The 21,767-nt window shown below is 55.5% G+C and carries 17 protein-coding genes and 1 tRNA gene; 14 read left to right on the plus strand and 4 right to left on the minus strand.

Features of this window, described 5'->3' with window-relative positions; translation table 11 throughout:
- Positions 1 to 11 precede the first annotated feature (11 nt).
- Entirely contained in the window at positions 12 to 1,871 is a 1,860-nt protein-coding gene (locus GOV87_RS15140) for an adenylate/guanylate cyclase domain-containing protein (protein WP_171212347.1), read from the minus strand.
- Between the two features lie 287 nt (positions 1,872 to 2,158).
- Positions 2,159 to 2,977 (minus strand): DUF2189 domain-containing protein, encoded by an 819-nt coding sequence (locus tag GOV87_RS15145; RefSeq protein WP_171212348.1) that lies wholly within the window; start codon positions 2,975 to 2,977, stop codon positions 2,159 to 2,161.
- Between the two features lie 173 nt (positions 2,978 to 3,150).
- On the opposite strand from GOV87_RS15145, the gene GOV87_RS15150 reads away from it, so the two are divergent.
- The 3 genes from GOV87_RS15150 to GOV87_RS15160 are packed head-to-tail and all read left to right on the plus strand — an operon-like array spanning position 3,151 to position 5,564.
- Complete coding sequence (locus GOV87_RS15150; RefSeq protein ID WP_171212349.1) at positions 3,151 to 3,975, plus strand: ABC transporter substrate-binding protein; 825 nt, start codon at positions 3,151 to 3,153, stop codon at positions 3,973 to 3,975.
- Positions 3,976 to 4,836, plus strand: a complete 861-nt coding sequence (locus tag GOV87_RS15155) for an amino acid ABC transporter permease (protein ID WP_171212350.1) — start codon at positions 3,976 to 3,978, stop codon at positions 4,834 to 4,836.
- Complete coding sequence (locus GOV87_RS15160) at positions 4,833 to 5,564, plus strand: amino acid ABC transporter ATP-binding protein (RefSeq protein WP_171212351.1); 732 nt, start codon at positions 4,833 to 4,835, stop codon at positions 5,562 to 5,564. Before GOV87_RS15155 ends, GOV87_RS15160 begins: the two co-directional genes overlap by 4 nt.
- A 92-nt stretch (positions 5,565 to 5,656) precedes the next feature.
- On the opposite strand, the gene GOV87_RS15165 is transcribed toward GOV87_RS15160, so the two are convergent.
- Together GOV87_RS15165 and GOV87_RS15170 are read right to left on the minus strand one after the other, a co-directional pair.
- Positions 5,657 to 6,550, minus strand: coding sequence for a hypothetical protein (locus GOV87_RS15165; RefSeq protein WP_171212352.1), 894 nt, complete (start codon positions 6,548 to 6,550; stop codon positions 5,657 to 5,659).
- 259 nt (positions 6,551 to 6,809) lie between these two features.
- A tRNA-Leu gene (locus tag GOV87_RS15170) sits at positions 6,810 to 6,894 on the minus strand.
- 376 nt (positions 6,895 to 7,270) lie between these two features.
- Between GOV87_RS15170 and GOV87_RS15175 the strand changes: the two genes are divergently transcribed.
- The 11 genes from GOV87_RS15175 to GOV87_RS15225 all read left to right on the plus strand — a co-directional run bounded on the left by GOV87_RS15175 (position 7,271) and on the right by GOV87_RS15225 (position 21,742).
- Positions 7,271 to 7,678 (plus strand): hypothetical protein, encoded by a 408-nt coding sequence (locus GOV87_RS15175; RefSeq protein ID WP_174825885.1) that lies wholly within the window; start codon positions 7,271 to 7,273, stop codon positions 7,676 to 7,678.
- Between the two features lie 2 nt (positions 7,679 to 7,680).
- Positions 7,681 to 9,693 (plus strand): dynamin family protein, encoded by a 2,013-nt coding sequence (locus GOV87_RS15180; protein ID WP_171123258.1) that lies wholly within the window; start codon positions 7,681 to 7,683, stop codon positions 9,691 to 9,693.
- A gap of 8 nt (positions 9,694 to 9,701) precedes the next feature.
- Positions 9,702 to 11,387, plus strand: coding sequence for a dynamin family protein (locus GOV87_RS15185; protein ID WP_171212353.1), 1,686 nt, complete (start codon positions 9,702 to 9,704; stop codon positions 11,385 to 11,387).
- A 30-nt stretch (positions 11,388 to 11,417) separates the two neighbouring features.
- The gene (locus GOV87_RS15190; RefSeq protein WP_171123262.1) at positions 11,418 to 11,819 is read left to right on the plus strand and encodes a hypothetical protein; all 402 of its coding nucleotides are present in this window, start codon (positions 11,418 to 11,420) and stop codon (positions 11,817 to 11,819) included.
- Positions 11,820 to 11,844: 25 nt separating this feature from the next.
- Complete coding sequence (locus GOV87_RS15195; protein ID WP_171212354.1) at positions 11,845 to 12,690, plus strand: hypothetical protein; 846 nt, start codon at positions 11,845 to 11,847, stop codon at positions 12,688 to 12,690.
- Positions 12,691 to 12,757: 67 nt separating this feature from the next.
- A complete protein-coding gene (locus tag GOV87_RS15200) occupies positions 12,758 to 14,800 on the plus strand; it encodes a dynamin family protein (RefSeq protein ID WP_171212355.1) in 2,043 nt (680 codons plus the stop codon).
- Complete coding sequence (locus tag GOV87_RS15205; protein WP_171212356.1) at positions 14,797 to 16,083, plus strand: dynamin family protein; 1,287 nt, start codon at positions 14,797 to 14,799, stop codon at positions 16,081 to 16,083. Before GOV87_RS15200 ends, GOV87_RS15205 begins: the two co-directional genes overlap by 4 nt.
- A 338-nt stretch (positions 16,084 to 16,421) precedes the next feature.
- Positions 16,422 to 18,542 carry a protein kinase gene (locus GOV87_RS15210; RefSeq protein WP_171212357.1) on the plus strand — a complete coding sequence of 707 codons (2,121 nt, stop codon included), beginning with the start codon at positions 16,422 to 16,424 and terminating at the stop codon, positions 18,540 to 18,542.
- 208 nt (positions 18,543 to 18,750) lie between these two features.
- Entirely contained in the window at positions 18,751 to 19,746 is a 996-nt protein-coding gene (locus tag GOV87_RS15215; RefSeq protein WP_171212358.1) for an FHA domain-containing protein, read from the plus strand.
- Between the two features lie 3 nt (positions 19,747 to 19,749).
- A complete protein-coding gene (locus tag GOV87_RS15220; protein ID WP_171212359.1) occupies positions 19,750 to 20,538 on the plus strand; it encodes a PP2C family serine/threonine-protein phosphatase in 789 nt (262 codons plus the stop codon).
- Between the two features lie 19 nt (positions 20,539 to 20,557).
- Positions 20,558 to 21,742 (plus strand): transporter substrate-binding domain-containing protein, encoded by a 1,185-nt coding sequence (locus GOV87_RS15225; RefSeq protein WP_171212360.1) that lies wholly within the window; start codon positions 20,558 to 20,560, stop codon positions 21,740 to 21,742.
- Positions 21,743 to 21,767: the final 25 nt, after the last annotated feature.

Consider the following 21,767-nt stretch of genomic DNA (forward strand, 5'->3'; position numbering starts at 1 on the left):
CCTTGTGCCGATCAATCCTCAAGACCAAGTTCGCGCAACACCTCATACCTGCGTTCAGGTATCGACTGTTCGATATAGGCCAGATCAAAAGGGTGGATACTGGCGATAGAAATCCCTGGCTTTAGCCTTCTTGCCTCAGAAATAAATGCCTGTGCTCTTTCAGTATCGCCGCTCTTCCACGCGGCGACGGCAGGCCAGGTCAGAAATTCAGCCCGGTAAGTTTCGGGTAATACTTCCAAGAAAGCGTCGGTCAAAGCGTTGGCGCGCTCAAATTCGCCAGCGTCAATCAGCGCACCGTATTCGTCCACGATCAGCCACCACAGGGAAACCGGGGTCATGCGCTTTGCTCTGGTAAAATACGGAAGAGACTCTTCGGCCGCACCTGCATATTTTAATACCCAAGCAGCACTTCGAATGACCCTGGCGTCACCCGTCCCCCCCTCCAACGCGAGATGGGCGTATTCCTGCGCCTCTTCCCCTCGCTTCTGTACGACGCGTAATACAGCCAGGTTGGACAGAGTGGCCGGACGCCCGGGGTCGATGTCGAGCGCCATTGCAAGATGATCTTCGGCAAGGGCAAGCGACTCTTTCGGGTCCCTGGAAAATCCAAGCCTAACATCCATGATATGTGTAAATGCCATACCAACCAGCGCATCAACATATCTTGCGTCACGTTCAAGCGCCGCCTGGTAATGCTTACGCGCCGTCTTGTTGTCTTCGGCGGTGAAGCGAACCCGATGCGCGCGCCCCTTTGCGTTTTCCGCAAATGCCACAAGGTCATTTGTTTCGCGCAGCGTCACCCTGCCGCCGTCTACCGTCCCGCGGTAAACCTGCTCTAGCACGGACAAAGTAATTTCGTCCTGAATATCAAAGAAATCACCTGATTTTCGGTTAAATGTCTCAGACCAAAGATATTTTCCCGACGTGGCATCAAGTAGCTTGGCCGATATCCTAAGGTCTTCGCCAGATTTCTGGACGCTGCCCTCAAGCACGTAACGAACCCCATAACGCGCCGCGATGTCACGACTGCTAAGGCCCTCACCGCTGTCTTTCGAACTTGTATCCTGACCGATGACCAGCAAGTCCGGCAACTTGGCAAGGTTCGTCGTGATATTCTCACTTATTCCGTCAGCCAGATACCCATGTTCAGCCTCTCCGGGGCCGATATAGTCAAACGCCAAGACCGCCAGAGAAGAGTCATCAGGCATGTTCTGCACATACCCGTCCACATCCTGTTGCGCCAAGTTCCCCCGCTGGAACCACCACCACGCGCTAGCGGTAATGAGCAGAGCGATGCCCGCGACAAGCAAGATTGCCGGGCTGATCTGTTCGGATTTGGGCGGCGATGCTGCTTCGGCTCCATTTTCAATCTGGAATGCCCTAATGGATCGAGACAGGTTCTTGACCCGAACTTCACCCAAATCCTTCAGGTTGACATTCAGCTTGTCCCTCACCTGATCCCGTACCGCACGGCTCAGCAATACGCCGCCCGCCGGTGCCAATTGCTCAAGCCGCGCCGCGACGTTAACCCCGTCGCCAAGCAGGTCATCGCCTTCAGGTACGACATCGCCGATGTTTATTCCGATCCGGTAAGCAATACGCCGGTCCGGTGGGATTCTTTCGTTTCGCCGCGCCATCCCGGTTTGCGTATCAATCGCAAACCGAACCGCCTGCACCGCTGAGGGAAACTCGATCAGCAAGCTGTCGCCGGCGGTATTCGCAACGCGACCCGAGTATTTTTCGATCAGGGGATCAAGCAACGCGTCACGGTGAGAGCGCTGTGCCGAAAGCGTTCCCTCTTCGTCTGCGGCGACCAATCGCGAGAATCCAGCGATGTCCGCAGCAACTATCGTTGTAAGCCGACGTTCCATATGGGTTTCTCACCCCAAAGGCTAAGCGAGAACCCACAATCGGTCTATACCGTGCCCCGGGCGTCGGCTGAAACATGACAAAACGCTACTGCAACCGCTTGCCAACGCTTTGTTTTAATAATTATTTTCAATTCATTCCCTCACCCACATCTAGGCTAGATATCAACAATCTGGCTAACCCCCTCAAGCCAATTCGATAGGTAATAGGGTTACGGCTCGTAGAATGGGCCGCAACAGCGAATTGTTTTTCGTCGCATATGGATCAAATTCGACCCGAATTGACGACCTCATTCACCTGCCGGAGGCAGAGCCTTTTGATAAAGATGCCAGGTCGTGTGACCAAGGATGGGCAGGGTGAAGATCAGCCCCAGAAACGCTGGAACCAACGACAACAGCATAGTGACCGAAATGATCGCCGCCCAACTGAGCATGACCAGTGGGCTTTCCGTCACCACCCGGATTGACGTCAGCATCGCTGTGACGAAATCGGTTTCCCGGTCAAGCAACATGGGCATGGCCACGACCGTCACCGAAAACAGGACAGTTGACAAAAACGCGCCTGCGCAGGTCCCGATTACAAGAAAGGTCCACCCTTGCGGCGTAAAGAATATGGTGTTCAGGAACCCGTCAAAATTCGAAAAAGAGGCATCTTTCAGAATAATCGCCAGCCATAGCCGTATCTGATAGATCCACACCCAGAAAATGAACAGGGTAACAAAGGCCATCCAACCCATTTCACGTTTCCGCTGATTGGCCATGACAGTAAGGATTTCAGACCAGCCAAAGTTCTGACCCTTCTGCAACCGCCGCGACATTTCATATAATCCTGCCGCCGCGAAAGGTGCGACCAAAGGAAAGCCGACGGCGGCGGGAATAATCATCCAAATCTTGCCCAGCCAGACCAGACACCACACAAACAGGACTCCGAAAACCGCGTAGAACAGACCAAAAAAACCGCTCATCACAGGGCGCGCAAGAAAGTCTGAAAACCCGGCTTTCAATGATGCTGAAACGTCCTGCGTAGTCACCTTCCTGACCGCTTGTATGGACGGTTGGGACTGGGCCGGGCTGTCCGGCGGTGTGGAACCTGCGGTTTTGGGCGCCATATCACACTCCTTCCACGCCATGATACTGCGCTTAAGCTTTTGCTTCCAGCCAGTGCGTTGAAATTGACGTCTGTCTTGGAAGCCGGGTGCCCAAGCCCATACGACTGTTGCCCTAGACAAATCCGCCTGCCCGTAAGAACCTGTGCGCAATCAAAAAATAGGGAGTCGTTTAGATGAAACTGATTGCTTGCACGGCTTTGACCGCAATTGTCTCTGCAACCGCAGCGTTTGCTGCGGGCGACGGGATGTGCGCGGCAGGGAAAACACTGACAGAAGGCACGCTGACAATCGCGACCGGAAACCCGGCCTATTATCCTTGGATTATGAACGACGCGCCAGAAAGCGGCGAAGGGTTTGAAGCCGCTGTCGCCTACGCCATCGCCGAAAAAATGGGTTTCGGGAAAGACAACGTAACGTGGGTCCGCACAAGTTTTGACGAGGCGATCCAGCCCGGAGCCAAGAACTTTGACTTCAACATGCAGCAATACTCGATCACGCCTGAACGCGAGGAAATGGTCGATTTCAGCTTGCCTTACTACACATCTGCCATGGCGGTTCTGACCACCCAGAATGTTGTCGATTCAGGTGCCCAAGCAACGTTGGACAGCCTCAAGGGGCTAAAATGGGGTGCGGTGGCCACCACCACAGCGATTCCCATGCTGAACGAAGTTATCCAGCCCGCGGATGAGCCGCTGCTTTACAACGACAACGCCGATGTGAACGCCGCTATCATGGCGGGCCAGATTGATGCCGCACTCTATGACTTGCCGACCGCGCTGTATCTGTCGGCCGTTGTGGTGGAAGGTGGCGCCTTGCTGGGACAGTTCCCTCCGGATCAATCGGAAAGCCCCGACCAGTTCGGCCTTTTGATGGAAGACGGCAGCGCGCTGAGGGAATGTGTCGATGCGGCCATCACGGAACTGACCGAAAGCGGTGAGCTTGCGGCCATAGAAGCGCAATGGTTGTCCGAGGCGACGGGTGTGCCGGTCATCAAATAAATGGACGAAACATCGTTGCAAAAAGGCGTAGCCGAGCGTTCGACCACAGCGCCAACGCGTCGCGAAATCTATGAGGCCGGGATACGGCGGCGGTCCAATCGGATCGCCTTGATTTCGACGGTCAGCGTTATCCTAGCGCTCGTCGTTCTAGTTCCGCTCGCCCCCGGTTGGGATGCGGTTCAACGCGCCTTTTTCAACGGCAGGGTGTTCACAGCAACCTTTCCCGGCTTACTAGAAGCCTTTCTTGTGAACGTGATGATCTTTGCGTGGTCCGCGCCGCTGATCGCGATCACTGGCCTTGCCATCGCGCTGTGTCGGGACACCCGCGCGCCCGCGTTGTTTCCATTGCGACTATTCGGGATCGCATATACCGACATCTTCCGCGGCCTGCCTGTCGTACTTGTCATCTACATTATCGGCTTTGGCATACCCGGTCTGGGCCTGCCAAGGCCATGGAACAGCCCGTATATCTGGGGCACCTTGGCACTGGTTCTGGTCTACTCCGCTTACGTGGCCGAGGTAATCCGTTCGGGAATCGACTCGATCCACCATTCACAGCGCGCGGCAGCGGCTTCACTGGGCCTCAGCGATCGGGACACCATGCGCTATGTTGTGCTGCCTCAGGCCATTCGAAATGTGGTTCCCGCCAATATGAACCTCTTCATCGCCCTGCAGAAAGACGTTGCGCTGTTGTCTTTTATCGGCCCGGTCGAGATTTTCCGTCAGGCGGGTGTCTATAAATCGCTCTACGCCAATTTCACGCCCTATGTCGGCGCTGCGCTGATCTTTCTGGCACTGACCATACCTGCGACGCGATACGCGGATTACCTGATGAACAAACAAAACAAGGCGCGCACATGACGGCGAAGTTATCCTTGCGCGGGGTACGAAAGCGATTCGACGACCACGAAGTCTGCAAAGGCATTGATCTTGATATCGCTGAAGGTGAGATGGTGTGCCTGATCGGCGCGTCTGGCTCAGGCAAGTCTACGCTTCTGCGCTGTATGAACCTGTTGGAACCGATTGACGATGGTTCGATCTGGCTGGACGGGACAGATATTTCCGAGCCGGGCCTGGACCCTCAGCCTGTACGCCAGAAAATCGGCATAGTCTTTCAAAGCTATAACCTGTTCCCGCATATGACAGCGGCGGAGAACGTGATGCTTGCCCCGCGTCGCGTGCGTGGACTAAGCAGAGAAGACCTGCGCACGCGGGTCGCGCAACTTTTTACCCGTTTCGGTCTGGGTGAACGGATGGATCACTATCCGGATCAGCTATCAGGGGGACAACAGCAGCGTGTGGCAATCATCCGGGCGCTTGCGATGGAGCCGCAGATCATGCTGTTTGACGAGATTACAAGTGCGCTGGACCCTGAACTGGTCGGCGAAGTTCTAGACGTGCTTCGCGACCTGCGAAAACAGGGGATGACAATGGTTCTTGCTACGCACGAGATGGGCTTTGCACGTGAACTAGCCGACAAGGTGTGTTTCCTTGATGCGGGCCGAATCCTGGAACAAGGCCCGCCAGAAACGCTTTTTTCCAACCCCAGCGAGCCCAGAACCAAGGCCTTTCTTGCCCGCGTACTTTGACGCGGCTTTAGCGCTTCCACAATTATTGCTCGCAAAGAAAAAGAGGCGGAAATTTGGACTATCCGCCCCTTCAATTAGCTACAGGCAATTCTTTAGAATGCTGTATCAACCAGCGTATTAAATGTGTTGTAACGCGGTGCCATCGCCGCGCGCGCAACGCTGTTCAAAGGTGTCGCAGAGGTTCTCCCCCCGAATGGCACAGTGAGACCGAAGCGTACTGTGTCAATGTCAGCGTCGGCACCACCAGCATCCAGGTTTGTGCGGGACAATTCCAAGGACAGCTGAAGTGGGAAGTCGGTTACGTTTACCAAGTTGTAGTCGACGCCAAGGCCAAAGGTGGTTGCGTCGACGTCAAAGTCTGTGAGGGACTGACGTGAGATGCCGCCAAATGCGCCCCAGCCAGGTGCGAACTCGAAACGACCGCCAAGTCCTAAACTGTACAGGTCCAAGTCTACGCTTCCGACAGAGGCATCGCTACGAGCGATATGCCCACCGAATACGCCTTCTTCAGTTAGCTGATAACGGAATAGCGCGCCGTAATCGAGAAAATCATCACCCCCCGGAAGGCTGGGGGAAGTATCAGTTTGACCTACCCAAGCCTCAAAGCCTGCGCCGCCCGAAACATATCCGCCGGAAACGCCGTAAGATGTAGAATTCCCGGAAAGATCAAACCCCAGCCCAGTGTCAATCTCGTCATCAGCATATTCAATGTAGCCGCCAATGACGGCTCCGTTCGAGAACTGATAATTCAGGTTGGTGTCCAGATTATAGATGGTTTCGTCACCCGGGACGTCATCTGGGTCTAGATAGATGTATTTTGCACCAAGGCCCCAAAACAGGCCATTTTCGAAGTTTACGGTTGCAATAGCGTCTGCAGTGAAACTTCCAAAGTCTCCGCCTCCGTCAGAAATGTCTCCAGTGCCGTATCCCAAGGTCGCGACACCTGTAACCTCTTGTGCGAAACTCATGCCAGGAAGTGCAGCCATCAATGCAATGATTGAAATTTTAGCGACTTTAACCAACTCGATGTCCTCTTTTTTTGTTTGTACTTCCTCACTAATTTAGAGAAAGTCGATCTCAAAAAGGAAGTCCCAAAAAGAGACTAACTGACTGGCATTCGGTCGTTAGTGTGTCTTTTGAGCACTCTCTACAGCCCTATTTTTCAGTAGATATTGTGAAGAAATCCATCGAAGCTGACAGGCGAAAAGCGCCGCATTAGAACTCCGATATTTGTGTTTGAAAAAATGGTGCGGGTGGAGGGACTTGAACCCCCACGCCTTGCGGCGCCAGAACCTAAATCTGGTGCGTCTACCAATTTCGCCACACCCGCACGATGACCGGGTCAATAGCAAAGCTTGAAACCAAGTGCGAGGGGGAAAGTGCACCCGTTCTCAATATTCTTTGTGACCTGGCGGCACCCGTTCTTGGCTTTGCACAAATTGATGTACCAAGAGTCGTCTTTAGGTGCGAAAGCAGTCAATAAAACCAGTGTGAAATCATGTAATGCCTTTCTAAGTGAAAGCGCGGCACAGCCACCGCATCACAATTGCGCCACAATTCAAACGCCAAAAAATCTTATTCGCGTCAAACAAATTCCGCCTTGGGGGTCATTGATGTGCATGTGGACTTACTGAGTCTTTTTGCCTTCGGGCGCTGTACGAGTTCTATCTGCTCAACTCAAAAACAAGGGCTTAACCGTGACCAATATGATGACTTCCGCTGCTGCCGAGCAAGACGCTGTTGGTCTTGCACGCGAGAGCTTTCTCGGTGAACTCAAGACCCTGAGCCGCGACCACCCCGACACGGGTTTTGGAGTCGCGCTCCGCACGCATTCGGGTGGCCACTATTTGCTTGCTAACTCGCGTATGCCGCTGCCTGAAACCAAATCCGCCGGGTTTCCGACCGGACGCAGCGTAGCTTGTCTGGAGAACAGCGAGCAGTTCAGCTCAATCGAAGTTCTGGCCGATGAGACCGCCTTCGACAAGATTTCCCCCAGCGCCGAGGCCGCAATTTTGGGCAACGCACTGAATTTGATTGCCCGCATTGATCTGCTGACCAGCACCCAAGCCGATCAGGTGCAGCATCACATGGCGGCAACAGGAACCGGAGGCTAATCATGGCGCGCAATGACCATCTTCTGTCCGTCGGAAACGAGGCTCTAACGCCCATGACATCGGCGATGGCAGCCCTGACCACGCAGATCGACCAACTGACAGAGGTGGCGGACGCGCGCTCATCCGCCCGTCTTGCCACGCTCAAGACTCGTATGGAAAGCTTCACCGCCAGCGTGACACTGGTTGGGCAGGTCAAGGCCGGCAAGTCCTCGATCGTGAACATTCTGGCCGGGCGCCCTGCCCTTTTGCCGTCTGACGTGAACCCATGGACGTCGGTTGTCACGACGCTGAACATCAATACTCGTACCGAAGGCGACACCAAATCTAAGTTCACATTCTTTGAGCAGGAAGAATGGGATAACCTGATGGTGGGCGGCGGGCGTCTTGGCGAATTGGCCAACCGGGCCGGCGCAGACGACGAAATGGACGACATTCGCCGCCAAATCGGAGAGATGAAGGAGAAGTCCGAAGAACGCCTTGGCAAACACTTCGACCTGATCCTTGGCCAGAGCCATCAGTATGACTATTTCGACGAAGAACTGATCCAGCGTTACGTGTGCCTGGGCGATCAGGATGATCCTGACATCAACCCCAAAACAGGGCGGTTTGCAGATGTTACAAAATCTGCGGAACTGTACATGGATATCCCGCAATACCCGATATCTCTGAAACTCTGCGACACGCCGGGTGTCAACGATACCTTCATGGTGCGCGAGCAGATCACCCTGCGCAGCCTGCGCGGATCCGAGGTGTGCGTCGTTGTTTTGGCCGCAAGTCAGGCCCTGACGACCATGGACATGGCGCTGATGCGGATCATTGCGCAGTTCGAGAACCGTCAGATCATTCTGTTCGTAAACCGGATCGACGAACTGGCCGATCCGGTTAATCAGGTCCCTGAAATTCGCGACCGGATCCAGGACACGTTGAAACAAAACAATATCGACGCAAACACTAGCGTCGTGTTCGGCAGCGCGCTTTGGGCCGAAGCCGCGCTTACGGGCAACCCTGACATTTTGAACGAAGATTCCCGTCAGGCGTTGAACACCTTCTATCTGGCGGCCGGGTTTGGGGATCAGGCCCCGTCTTTGGACAAGATTTGGGCGCTGTCCGGGTTGCCGGATCTGTTGCTGGCCATGAATGAACGCATAGCCGAAGGCGCGGGGCACCGGCTGCTGGAACGGGTGCGCCACAAGGCGCGCAATATCGCAAGCCAGATCCGCGCAACGGCGGTTGCCAAAACACTGTCAGGCGGCGAAGGCGTTGTCCGCGATCTGGATGGCGTTTCGACCGAAGAGGCCATCGAAAAGGTCACTGAACAATACGAAAAGAAAGCGGCTGATCTGACCTCGTCCCTGCGCGATAAGGTTTTGGAAAGGCTGAAATCTGCCGAGACAAATTTTGTCAAACGCGCGACGGACTCGCTGATTGCGCATCTTGAACAAAACGGTGAGGAAGGGACGTGGCAATACGATCCTGCTGGTTTGAGAACCCTGCAAAAAGCGGCGTATTTCAGCTTTGCGCGCTCCATGCGCAAGGACGCCGGGGCGCTGTATGCATCAGCGGCTTCAGACATTGAGGCGCTGTATCAAAAGTTGTTGGGCAACCATTTGGGCGAATTCACGATCGAAGCCCCGATCGTGCCCCGGGTGCCACCGCCATTGGGTATCGGGCGCACCATTGCTCTGGACCTTCAAAGCACATGGTGGCGACGGTGGTGGCAACGCCGAAAAGGGTTCGAGGCATATGCCGCAGATTACACCCGTCTGATTGCATCCGAAGCGAACTCGATAACCAAGGATATCGAAGAAAACCAGATTGCAGCGGTTTTGGAAAACGTCCGTGCCAGCCTGTCTGACTTTATGCGCGAGCAAAAAGAGACATTGCTGAGCATTTCGGCAGCCGCCGAGAATGACCCCAACCGGAACGCAGCGATGATGGCTGGAATGGTGCCGCAAAAATCCCGCGACGACATTCTGGGCGACATTCTCAAAGATCTAAGCAACGAGGCAGCATGAGTATCACCATGGCAAAAGATTCACAAACCCGCTTCGTTTCTACCAAGGCCTGGAATCGTATCGAGCACTGGTCACGGCGCAAACCCATTTTTGCGCTTATGGGAGAGTTCAGCGCCGGTAAATCGACCTTGATGAACTTTCTGCTGCGCTCGCAAGCTTTGCCGACGCAGGTGACGGCGACGCAGTTGCCCCCGGTTTGGTTTAGCTGGGGTAAGCAGTCGGCCTATGTGCAACGTCATGACGGCACCCGTCAGGCTATCGGACTGGATCAGTTGGAAACGGTTGGCGTCAACGACGTCCAGTTCATCCGTATTTTCCTTGAATCCGATATTCTGGAAGCTGTTGACCTGATCGACACGCCCGGAATTTCCGACCCGAAGATTTCGGACGACGTCTGGCGCCGCGCCGTCGGGCAAGCAAATGGGGTTCTTTGGTGCACCCATGCGACGCAAGCCTGGCGCGAAACCGAACGTGCGACTTGGGTTTCCCTGCCCGAGCGGCTGCAAAACAACTCGTTGCTATTGGTAACGCGGGCCGATGTGCTGGCTTCGAAGGACCGCCAGAAAGTTCTGCGTCGGGTCAATCGTGAAGCAGGTCACCTGTTCAACCGCTCAATCCTGTTTTCAGCACGCGACGCCATTACCGCACGCGACAAAAGCGGTGACGCCGATCTTTGGGCGCGCAGCGGCGGCGGGAAAATGGTCGACAGCTTCCTGGAGATCACCGAACAGATCATGGACAACCGCGCCGAATTGCTGGCGCGTTACCAGGTCGACAGCAGCCTCGCGATCGCGGAGCCTGTGCAACCGCTGCGGCCAAGAAAGGCAGCAGAAAATGCCGAACAATCAAGGCCGTTGAAACTGGTCGATCCGGTTATCGCCGACAGCGAAGCTGACAACGAAGTCGTCACCAACTTCCCTGTGCGCCCGGCCCGTGTAGAAGCCAGAACAGAAGAGACCGCCCGAGCGTCCAGAATTAACTCGGATGAAGCGGATCGCCTGCGGGCTGAAATGGAAACCTCGTCCGAGGTGGCCCCCATCGCTGAAACGCAAGAGCAAGAGGATGACTTGCGCGCCTTTTTCAAGGAAACGCCAAGCCAGAATCTGAACCTGTCTGAAATCCCTTCCGAGTCTTTCGAAGAGGACAGCCTTGAGCTGACTTCAGAGCCTGAAATGGATCAACCGGAAGAAAGTGCGATTGAACCCGACGGGTTCATGGTGTCTCTGGAAGACAGATTGGCGGATACCCCCGAGCAGGCGGAAGACACTGAGGACGCAAGCGGCGAACTGAGTACAGATGACTCGGTGTCGTCCATTACAGTCCTCATGGCAGAGCAGACGACCGACGGGGAAGATGAATTCGAGCCAGAGCCTGAAAGCAACGGTTTGATAGACATGCAGGTTGTTCCGCTGACCAGTGGTAGTGCAACTGATGCACCCGCTCAGAACGAAAGGCTGGAAGATCTACTAAGTGTCCCGGCGGGATCACCCCTAAGTGCTGCTGCCATGTGGCGCGAGGTTACGGAAGATGAAGACCTGCCAGACGATGCGGAAGGCCTGAAATCAATGTTCCGGTCCTTCCTGCAGGAGTTCGACCAGATTGCGGCAGAACACAGCGCCCGCAAGTCCAAAGATTCGGTGTCCTCCATCCCGAAGCCAAATGACAATAACGGTGCAGAGTGGCATGTGTTGTAGAAAAAATAGGGCAGAAAAACAGGGCACAAGATGTCTATCGAAGCAGCTTTAAATACCGCAATTCATACCATACCCGACTGTATTGCAGCCGGGTATGTCGACATGGAGACCGGGATGTTGCTGGGAACAAGTTTCGCCAGCCCGGAAGACGCAACCGCGCTGGACAGCTTGGCCATAGCGGTGGCCAACCTGTTTCAGGGCCGCGGTGTGCGCGGCTTTGAAGAGCTGTTGCGCGCAAACGGAACCGAGGAAGCCGGGCAGTCGGGATTTGGCGAGATCGCCGTGTTTTCAAAAGATCGTCTGAATATCTTCCTGCGGACCCAAGCCTACCCGGACCACGTGGTCTGTTACACCTGCCGCAACAGCGCCAATGTTGGGTTGGCGCTGACCAAATCGCATCTCAGCCTTGGGCCGGTTGCGGCTGCAGTTTAAGCGCGGATAAAGAGGTCTCGATACTATGGATACAGCGATACTCGATCTGCTCGAAGATATTGGACGCACTTCGGTCGCGCGCCTGAATCCTGCCGTAACGCTTACGGCAGAGACTGCGACCGCCCGTCGTGAGCAGGTCCTGCGCACAATTCGTGGCACGGTTCTGCCCCGTCGTTTGGAATTCACCGCCGCAAATGGCGAATGCCTTGCTATCGAAGTCAACAGCTCTCGGGTCACGGATGTGTTTCGTGTGCGTTCGGGCCTTGTTCCTGACTTTGAAACGGAAGCACGCGAAAATCTTGCGGAAAAGCTTGCCCAACTTGTATCCGATATCGCCGCCGCACCGGGGCCAATGGAGCTGATCTCTCTGCAACCCGATATCGCGTTGGAGGCTGATGATGTCGGGATCACCTTCCGCGAAATCTCGGACGCATGCCATTCGATCGAGCTTCCTGCGGAGCCCGTCGTCTCGATCGTGCCGGATCATGAAGAAGACGATTTAACCGACACCTCATACGGGTTGGCCAGCCAATTCTATGCCGGTACCGAGCGTTTCGCGCAGGGACGTGTTCAGATAAACAAGTCTGATGGTGAAGCCATACAAGCGGACGGAGCCTGTGCCCCCGAACAGCCCATGTATGCCGACAGTGACCTGCTTAAACAATTCGCCACTGATCTGGCCGGTTGGGACAAGGATACGTCGGCGGAACTGGATCATCCCCAATTGATCGTCCTGAGACCCTCGGGCGGGAAGGGAACCGCACTGGCGGTCCTGCATGATGGCAGCCAGATCTCGGCAGCCGTGCACGAGGCGCGAAAATTGGGCGCAGTTGTCAGTCTTTGGAAAACTCTCACCGAGGCCGACGCATGAACCGGCCCCTAACATTCAAATTTTCAACGAATTCAATCCTTGATTAGGATTAGCCAGGGTAAGTGTTATGAGTGAAAATCAACGACGTGAGTTGATACGCATCGCCGAAGAGATGAACGAGGTCAGCAATGAAGAGACCCAGCAGTTCATCTCGCGGATCGTCAGCGATCTTTCGAACCTGAAGCCGTCTATCGCGTTTGTCGGGCAAATCAAGGCGGGTAAATCCCGGCTGATCAATGGATTTACCGCGCAGGCCGGGTATTTACCCTCGGACGTAAACCCATGGACTACTGTCATTACCGATATGCACTTCGGTCATCCGTCCGGGCGAACCGACGGAGCAGAATTCCATTTCTTTGACAATCGCCAGTGGCAGGCCCTCATCGCGGAGGGCGAAGAGCTGCGCAACATGTTCCCCGATGACGAGGACAGCTATAAGCGCGAGATGATCGAAGAGCAGGTCGACGCGATGAAAAACCGCGCCAAGCTGCGCTTGGGCGAAAGCTACAAACATCTGCTGGGCCAGCATCACGATCTGGAAAAACTCACATCCGAAGACTTGGCGCGTTATGTCTGCGCGGGCGACGATCCGTCCGAGGATGGCGTGTATGATCCCGGTTCGGATCGTGGGCTGTACAGTGACATCACGCGCAAGGCCGAGGTGTTTTTCGACATCGGTCATTTCCCGTTTCCGGTGACGGTCACGGACACGCCGGGCGTTAACGATCCCCTTCTGATCCGCGAAGAAATTTCGCGTCAGTATCTTAAAGAATCCGATTTCTTTGTTGTGGTTCTGTCTGCGCATCAGGCACTGTCACGAGCAGACCTGAAACTGTTCCGGCTGATGCAGGCGCTTGAACTGGGACAGATTGTTGTCTTCATCAACCGCGTCGATGAACTTGGTGGGGGCGCAGATGACGCCACCAAAGTACGTTCCGATGTGATGGACGGGTTGGACAAAGCACTGGGCAACTCTGACATTGATGTTCTGATGGGCAGCGCGCAATGGGCGCATTATGCACTGACCGGCGATGAAACCGGTATTAACCACGACGATGTCCTAGCCTGGTTGCGGGCCCATCCCGAACAGATGAAACAATATCTGGACGGTGTGGAAGAGATCAAACAAGGCCCCGGTCCAATCAGTCGCGAGGGCGTGCTGCGCTTTGCGGCGATGATTGCGTCTGGCCTTCCTGACTTGCGTCGGCATGTGACCAGTGCCCTGAATGATGGGCCCCGGAACGAACATCTTCGCATGGCATGGCAGCACCTCAACAGCTTTGCCCAAGGTGAAGTTGAGCGATCCAAGGCACATCTGCGTGCCATTGACGATGAAACCGCAAACAGCCCGAACACAGGGTCTGAAAACGATAAGACTTTGGCAAACCTTCGGGAATTGGTCAGCAATAAGACCGCTGGAATCGTCAATGATATGGACGAAGTGCTGGCAAATCTGCGTGGCGTCATGGACGACACCGTGGCCGAGGCTGTCTCGGGCGTTGTCAGAGGGCCCGGTGGGGCGTCTCCGTTGCTGGCCAAGGGCGGTGAAACGGAACTGAACTTTGGACCGCTGCGCGATCGCATGCGCGAACTGGTGCAAGGGGCAACTCAGGTTGTGCGGCAAAGAATGCTTAGCGAATTGTACGCTGTCGACATGCAAAGCAATGCGGCCCTGCGCTCGCTTCCTGGCTGGCAGGACACGACGGACAATCGAATGAATACCAGCGCGGTCAGGTGGTTCCGTCCGGACACCACGGCCCTAACACGGGGCATCACGGTGGAATTACGCGTCACTTGGTTATCGCGTCTGATTTCCAGAAAAAGTGTCGTTTCGCGGGCTGAACAGATGATCGTTCAGGAATTCGAGATGATTGGCGACGATCTGGTGGACACCGCGCGCGCAGACCTGATGGAACGGCTGAATACCGTTCTGGATCACTATCTGGCGTTGTTGGCGGGTCACCTTGAACACCGCTCTGGTACTGGTGAGACAAACGCCAGAACCGAGGCTCAGCACGCGTTTGACAGCGCCCAACGTGTTGCGGATGAACTGGAAGCCGTCTTTGGCCCCGACTCCTCTAACAAGATACTACCCGAGGCTGCGGAATGATCGAATTTCCCCGAACCGAGCAGGAAGTGCGCAAACTCGAGCACTTTCTGACCGTCACTGAAAAACTGCCGTCGGACCCGGTGCTGAACGACCTGCGCGAACGGGCGCTGGCCCACGCCGAGCGGCTTTCAAACGCGGTGAATATCGGTTTTGCAGGGGAATTCGGGGCTGGTAAGTCCAGCCTCGCGAATATGTTGGCCGGGGCGGATATTTTGCCGACCGGGCCGCAGCATCTGAAACTGCCGCTGGTGATCGTGGCCTATGCCGAGGCACCAGAAACCACCGTCGGGTGGTGGGGCAAAGAGCCCAAAGTTTACTCGGGCATCGCGTTGGAAAAGGCAGCGGCAGACAATCCTGATTTTATTTCCGTCGGCTTGAACACCCCCGCCCTGCAAGAGATTTCTCTGTTTGACCTTCCCGGCGCAGGCGCATTGGACGAATCCTACAAACCAACGCTTGATCTGTTGAAATTCGTCGACTGTGCAATCTGGTGCACCAACGGCACCAGCGCGTGGCGGGAAACCGAGCGTCATCTTTGGTCACAGATCCCGCAGGAACTACGGGCCAATAGCCTCTTGGCAGTTACTCATGCCGATCTTCCACCCGTCAAAGACGCAATGGATCGGATACTGGCGCGCCTGAACAAGGAAAAGGGCGACATGTTCCGGTCTGTGGTTCCGATTGGAACCCCTGTTGCTGTTCGTGCCATGTCGCAGGAACCTGAACCTGATTTTGCCCTGTGGGAGACCTGCGGGGGCCAAAACCTGGCGGAGCATATACTGGAAATCGCCTCGAACCGGCGCCTGTCGGACATCGAAGCCGCGCGCAGTGATCTTGAGCAGGATCTGATGCCCTATCTAGACTCGCTTGAACCGCCCGAGGCAGAACCGAGCCTACCCGAAATTTCGCCAATTCAAATGACGCTGGAAGCCGCAATGCCGGCGCTGGAAAACCCGATCCTCGAAGACTGGTTAGCCGCGATTGCAAGCATCTACGAAGAACTGAGGGAAAGCTCGGACATCGAACCATCTGCCTTCCTGCATAGTTGTCAGGAAATTGTCGAAGACTTTGCCGAGCGTCTTGAGCAAGGTGGGGAAATCAGCTCTGAGGCCGATTGGATTCCGGGCGAGTTTGAAAAGGCCACTGATCTGTTGCTGTTGCTCCAGTTTGAATCCGGTGACGCCCCGCTCAGGGATGCGATCAGCATTCTGGCTCAGCTCAGCGACAACCTTGCATGGGCCGGCAGCCGAGCAGACTCTGTGCAGTCCAAGACCGGCACCTGACTGTTTCGCGCTATAATTGACCAGAAAGGCAGCGATTCGAAGACCACAGAATCGGGGCGCTATTGTTTCGGAATCAGCCACCAATCATTGCAAAATCGCGATTCAGTCCGCATTTATTGCGCCCCAGATATCAATATTTAGGTTTTTTGCACAAGTATCCTACTATATTTAGTTTCTCCGCAATTCCCGTTCTCAGTGAAGCCATGAGGCGGCCCCAATAAAGTCAAATTTGAAACGTCTAACAGTCTCAAGTGTCCTGCGGTTGTGTTTGGTTGTGAGTTGTTGGGCTGTTTGCCCCGTTAAATGAACCGCAAAATGATTAGAACGGGCGGGAAGAAATGAGCCACAACCAGGCTGTCGATGCGACGCACGACGAACCGAAAATTGAGGGACTTCAACCGGGCGCCAAGCTTTTGCGTGGGCAGTATGAGATCCTGCGCTTTCTCAGCAATGGCGGCTTCGGTATCACCTATCTGGCACGCAACAGCCTTGAGCGGGAAGTCGTCATCAAGGAATGCTATCCGGGGGCGTTGTGCCGCCGAAACGGCGATCTTGTAGAGCCTGTCGAACCTGGATTTGAAAGCGATCTACGCTCGATCATTGATCTGTTCATTCAGGAAGCCCGAAATCACGCGCGCCTTGTCCACCCCAACATCGTCGACGTTCATCAGGTGTTCGAGGACAACAATACCGCCTACATCGCCATGGATTTCATCCAGGGATCCGATCTTCTGGATTATGTCGAAAACCCAGACAACGACGCAGGCCCTGATTTTATCGTTCAGGTGACCGAGAAAATGCTGTCTGCGGTGTCCTTCATTCACCAAAGCGGCATGTTGCACCGGGATATCTCACCCGACAACATTCTGATCGACGAGAATGGTGAGCCCGAGTTGATCGACTTTGGCGCGGCACGGGAACAGGCCGCCAACCAATCCGCCGCCCTTCTGACGCTGCGTGTGATCAAGGATGGCTATTCGCCACACGAATTCTACGTCCGCGGGGCCGAGCAAGGGCCCAGCAGTGATCTGTATGTTCTGGCAGCGACGCTGTATCACGCAATCAGCGGTGAACGCCCGATTGACGGCCAAACGCGTCTGAACGCCTTCAACAACAGCCAGGAAGACCCGTACGAGCCTTTGAGCGGTCGATTTAACGGGTATCCGGAGGGTTTCCTGGAAGCGATCGACAAGGCGATGGAAGTCCACGCAACGGATCGTATGCAAAGCGCGCTGGATTGGCTGCGTATGTTCCGTGGTCCGGGCGTGATGTTTGACTCGTTCGATTACCGGCCCGTTTCGGTGATCGTCGCAATGGACCGCAAGGATGAGGCCGAAGAAAAAGCCCGCATCAAGGCCGAAAGCGAAAACGCTGAGGCCGTTGTAACGGCATTGTTGGCCGGAAATTCGGACATTGTTCTGGGCAACGAGGACAAGAAAGAAGATGAACTAGCCCAGTTCACGCCAAAAGAAGAACCACCGGTGGCAGTGGACACTGTCGTTAAAAGCGGATCGGGCGGCAGCGGCAAACTGATTGCAGGCGTCGCGGTCGTCGCTGCAGCGTTGGCCGCCGGTGGGTTTTTCCTGATGTCCGACACGGACAATGCGCCGGCACAAGATACAGAAGTATCGCTGGCCCCCAGCATAGAAAATCCCGAGCCCATAGTTGAAGTGTTGTCAGAAGACACTCAGGACGCACCTGAGGTCGCGACAGAACAAGCACCCAAGCAGGTAGAACCCGAGCCAGAACCTATTGAGCAGACCCTGGTTCAACCGGCTGCCACACAAGAGGCAGACGCCCCGGCAGCCGGAACCCCAACCGAAGAAGCCCCCGCCCCGGTGGAAACCGGCACACCTGCGGAAACTCAGGTGGCGTTTTCCCACTGGGACGTTGAAATTCCGTTTCAGACCTCCAAGCGCCGGGCTTCAACGGGCAACGTGATCGCAGTCACGGGCGTAGATGCAACCCGCGACATGTCGATAATCGGTGAATGGGTTCAGCGTGGCGCGGCCATTTACACCTTGAACGGCAAACCGGTTAAGGCTGACGCCACCTTTGCTGCGCAAGTTCTGAACGACCTGAACGTCGATCCTGACGGCTTTATCCGTATCACCGCACGTTATCGGGCGCTAGGGAAGACACGCGCCCAGAACGGACTACTGGCTTTGCCTGCAATTCGCATGGTTGGCCTTGAAAACGGATACGGGTTCGAAATCCGCAATTCGGACGGCGCTTCGTGGACGACAGTCACCGAAACCGTTCCGGCCGATGCGGCAGGCGGTTTGCGGGAAGGCGACGTTTTGGTCTCTGAGGCGCAAACCGGAACTGCAATCGATGGACCGGAAAGCTTGGATACCATCCTGAGCAGCCTTGTTTCTGAAGACAAATCTCAGGCCCGTTTGACGGTGTTAAGAAACGGCGCCGAGGCAGAAGTTGTCATGCAATTGGTGCAGGAGTGATCAGACCGGTTCAATTGTAGTCCGCCAGTGTGTGTTTGCTGAGGGTCGCGCAAAAGTCAGCGCTACCCCGACGGGGACCGGCCCGCCGCGGAAAGTATGAGTGACAAGAGTTTTCAATCATCAGTACCGCTGCGCGATCCTGCGCAGAGGTGAGTAGCAGCCCCACAGGTCAGAAAGCCTGTGCCCAGTAACAAAAGGTGTCGTCACCATGTTCAAATACAAAAGCCCTCTCAGCCGGCTTCTCGAAGGTGCCGGCAAACCTAAAGAAGCAGAAACCGAGGAAGCCACCGCCCCCGAGGCGGAAAAGCCCGAGCCGATTGCAGATTTCAACGCTCTGCGCGAGGCGCTGGCCGGGGGCAACATGTCGTCGTCTGAAACCTACGAAGACAGTGACGAGTTGCTGCCCGAAGACGAGATGCCAGAGTTTACGGAAGAGGCAGACGCCGACGCCGCCGACGATACGGTCGAGGACATGGATGAAATCGTGATGACCGAGGTCATCGCCGAGATTCAGGAAACGCCTGAAAACGAGATGGTATCGGAAGAACCCGAACCAGAGCAGGTTGTGACACTGCATGTCGCGACCGAGGAAACCGTGGTCGCGGAAGAAATCGTCGTCGTCGATGCAACTCCGGAAGACACGGTTGTCGAAGTCGTTGTGGAAGAGCCCGAGGCAGCAATTGAAGAACCTAAGGTGGACGAAATCAAAACCGTCGCTCCCACGCCTGCGCCCGAGCCTGCCTCGGATCGTCGCGGCCGCGTCAAGACAACTTTCCTTGGGTTCGAACGTGCCGATACGCATGTTCAGGACCTGATTGAAACCGCAGAACCGGTCGCCAAAACCGAAGCTGCTGAGCAGACATTTCCCGTTGGATGGCTTGTGGTGACAAGCGGTCCGGGCCGCGGAACAAGCGTCACATTGTCCGAAGGTCTGATGCAGATCGGTCGAAACGATGATCAGGCCATCCAGCTTGATTTTGGTGACACCGGCATCTCTCGCAGCAATCACGCTGTAATCGCCTACGACCCAGAAGATCGCAAATGCTATCTGGGACATGGCGGCAAGGCCAACCTTGTCCGCCTGAACGGTAAACCGGTTCTCAGCACCGTCGCCCTGAACAGCGGAGATCTTATTCGCATCAGCGAAACCACGGTCCGTTTTGCCGCCTTCTGCGACGACGGCTTTGATTGGCGGGATGCCTGATTTATGCTGGCGAACCCGGCATATGACGTTGCGCTGATCCTGGATCAGGGTCAGCGCGAGAATCAGGAAGACGCTGTCGCATCGCGTATGTTCGACGCGTCGGATGCTGCCTACATTGTCGTTGCAGACGGTATGGGCGGGCACGATGCCGGAGAAGTCGCGGCAGAGTTCGTAATCAATGCCTGGCGCGAAGCACTGGACCCCGAACTTGAAACAAAATCCCCGTCAGAATCCAATCTGATAGACGCTTTGCCGCTTGCGGCAATGCTCGCCAACGCCGCGGTCTCCAATCACTGCGAGGAACAAGGCCAGGGTCTCCAGATGGGCTCGACGCTTTTGGGCGTTTTGATCCTGGGTCGACGGGTATTCTGGATCTCGATCGGTGACAGCCCTCTTTACCTGTACCGGGATGGGACCCTGAGCCAGATCAACGAAGATCATTCCATGGCGCCACTCATTGATGCTCAGGTCACTGAGGGCACACTGACCGAGGATGAGGCCCGAACCCATCCCGACCGCAATCAACTGACATCGGTGATCATGGGCCGGGCCATCCCAAAGGTAGACTGCCCTGAAGACCCCGTGGCCTTAGAAGGCACTGACGTTCTGATCGCAGGCAGCGACGGTCTTCAATACATCACAGATGCGGAAATTCTGGCAGTTCTTCAGGCCAACTCTAATGCGCTGGCGCAGGACATTGCCGACGCCTTGTTACAGGCGGTTAAGGCCAAGAACGACCCTGATCAGGACAATGTATCGATCGGCGTCGTGAAACTCACAAAAAACGAATGAAGGCAAAGCGACAGGAAAAATGAGACCTAATCTTATCATATCCAGCCTGGCACTTGCTGCCGCCGCTGGTGCTGCCTCGGCGCAAGAGGCGTGCTCCACCTATGAAATTCAACGCGGCGACAGTCTTCGCGAGCTGACCATCGAGGTCTATTCCATCGAGGACTTTCGCATAATTTTTGACGCCAACCGCGATGTGATCGGAAACAATCCGAACATCATTCGTGTGGGCGATGTGCTGACCCTGCCTTGTCTCGAAGACATTGGCCGCGCACCAGCCAAACCTCAGACTGAGGCCGAAGCAATGGCCGCAGAGATGGCTTCTGAATTGGTCAAAGCCGCCGAGGACCGCGCAGCCAAAGCCATCGCCGAAGCGAAAAAGGAAATCGAAGCCGCGCGCAGCGAAGCAGCTGCTTTGATCCGTAACGCGGATGCTGCCGAACAGCCGGAAATTCGTGACCGTCAATTGTTGCTGATCACCGGTGGCAACTATGCCCCTTTCACGGACGAGGCCCTGCCTCATCGCGGCCTTTATACAAACCTGGTCGAAACGGCGATGCTGCGCGCAGCGCCCGAGCAGGCCTATAAAATTCAGTTCGTGAATGACTGGTCTTCGCATCTGGACCTGCTGATGCCGACACTGGCCTTTGACGCAACCTTCCCTTGGTCGCGCCCCGTTTGCGAAGAACCCGCTGCCTTGTCGGAAAAAGACCGCAACCGCTGCGAAACCTACAATTTCTCGAACCCTTTCTACGAGGTCGTCGATACATTCTTCGCACGTGAGGGGTCGGGTTATGAGCAAACTCTGACTTATGCCGACTTCGCTGGAACCACGATTTGCCGCCCTGAAGGCTGGTCACTGTCGCACATGGACTCAGTCGGTCTTTATGAGCCAGCGATTTCCCTGATGCGCCCGGTATCCCCGGACGACTGCTTTCACGCCTTGATGGACGGCACTACCGACATCGTGGCGATCGAAGCTCATCTGGCCGTCGAAGCGATTGGCCGTCTGGGGTACGAACACCGCATTATCGAAAACCCCAACCTGGCGGCGATCAAGTCGCTTAACGTTATGACCCACAAAGATAATCCGGATGGGGAAGCGATCCTTGAGACGCTCAACCAGGGTCTGGCGATCATGCAGCAATCAGGAGAGTGGCGTGACATCGTCTCAACCGCTCTGCGTCATCAAATGGAAAATGGCTAAGGCCCCAATCGGCCTGACAACACAT

Origin of the sequence: Ruegeria sp. HKCCA5426 (genome assembly GCF_013034585.1) — a bacterium.
Classification (GTDB): domain Bacteria; phylum Pseudomonadota; class Alphaproteobacteria; order Rhodobacterales; family Rhodobacteraceae; genus Ruegeria.

Bases quoted from the DNA above. Each gene is read 5' to 3' on its own strand.
- GOV87_RS15140 (WP_171212347.1), bottom strand. From the start codon at position 1,871: ATGGAACGTCGGCTTACAACGATAGTTGCTGCGGACATCGCTGGATTC.
- GOV87_RS15145 (WP_171212348.1), bottom strand. From the start codon at position 2,977: ATGGCGCCCAAAACCGCAGGTTCCACACCGCCGGACAGCCCGGCCCAG.
- GOV87_RS15150 (WP_171212349.1), top strand. From the start codon at position 3,151: ATGAAACTGATTGCTTGCACGGCTTTGACCGCAATTGTCTCTGCAACC.
- GOV87_RS15155 (WP_171212350.1), top strand. From the start codon at position 3,976: ATGGACGAAACATCGTTGCAAAAAGGCGTAGCCGAGCGTTCGACCACA.
- GOV87_RS15160 (WP_171212351.1), top strand. From the start codon at position 4,833: ATGACGGCGAAGTTATCCTTGCGCGGGGTACGAAAGCGATTCGACGAC.
- GOV87_RS15165 (WP_171212352.1), bottom strand. From the start codon at position 6,550: ATGGCTGCACTTCCTGGCATGAGTTTCGCACAAGAGGTTACAGGTGTC.
- GOV87_RS15175 (WP_174825885.1), top strand. From the start codon at position 7,271: ATGATGACTTCCGCTGCTGCCGAGCAAGACGCTGTTGGTCTTGCACGC.
- GOV87_RS15180 (WP_171123258.1), top strand. From the start codon at position 7,681: ATGGCGCGCAATGACCATCTTCTGTCCGTCGGAAACGAGGCTCTAACG.
- GOV87_RS15185 (WP_171212353.1), top strand. From the start codon at position 9,702: ATGGCAAAAGATTCACAAACCCGCTTCGTTTCTACCAAGGCCTGGAAT.
- GOV87_RS15190 (WP_171123262.1), top strand. From the start codon at position 11,418: ATGTCTATCGAAGCAGCTTTAAATACCGCAATTCATACCATACCCGAC.
- GOV87_RS15195 (WP_171212354.1), top strand. From the start codon at position 11,845: ATGGATACAGCGATACTCGATCTGCTCGAAGATATTGGACGCACTTCG.
- GOV87_RS15200 (WP_171212355.1), top strand. From the start codon at position 12,758: ATGAGTGAAAATCAACGACGTGAGTTGATACGCATCGCCGAAGAGATG.
- GOV87_RS15205 (WP_171212356.1), top strand. From the start codon at position 14,797: ATGATCGAATTTCCCCGAACCGAGCAGGAAGTGCGCAAACTCGAGCAC.
- GOV87_RS15210 (WP_171212357.1), top strand. From the start codon at position 16,422: ATGAGCCACAACCAGGCTGTCGATGCGACGCACGACGAACCGAAAATT.
- GOV87_RS15215 (WP_171212358.1), top strand. From the start codon at position 18,751: ATGTTCAAATACAAAAGCCCTCTCAGCCGGCTTCTCGAAGGTGCCGGC.
- GOV87_RS15220 (WP_171212359.1), top strand. From the start codon at position 19,750: ATGCTGGCGAACCCGGCATATGACGTTGCGCTGATCCTGGATCAGGGT.
- GOV87_RS15225 (WP_171212360.1), top strand. From the start codon at position 20,558: ATGAGACCTAATCTTATCATATCCAGCCTGGCACTTGCTGCCGCCGCT.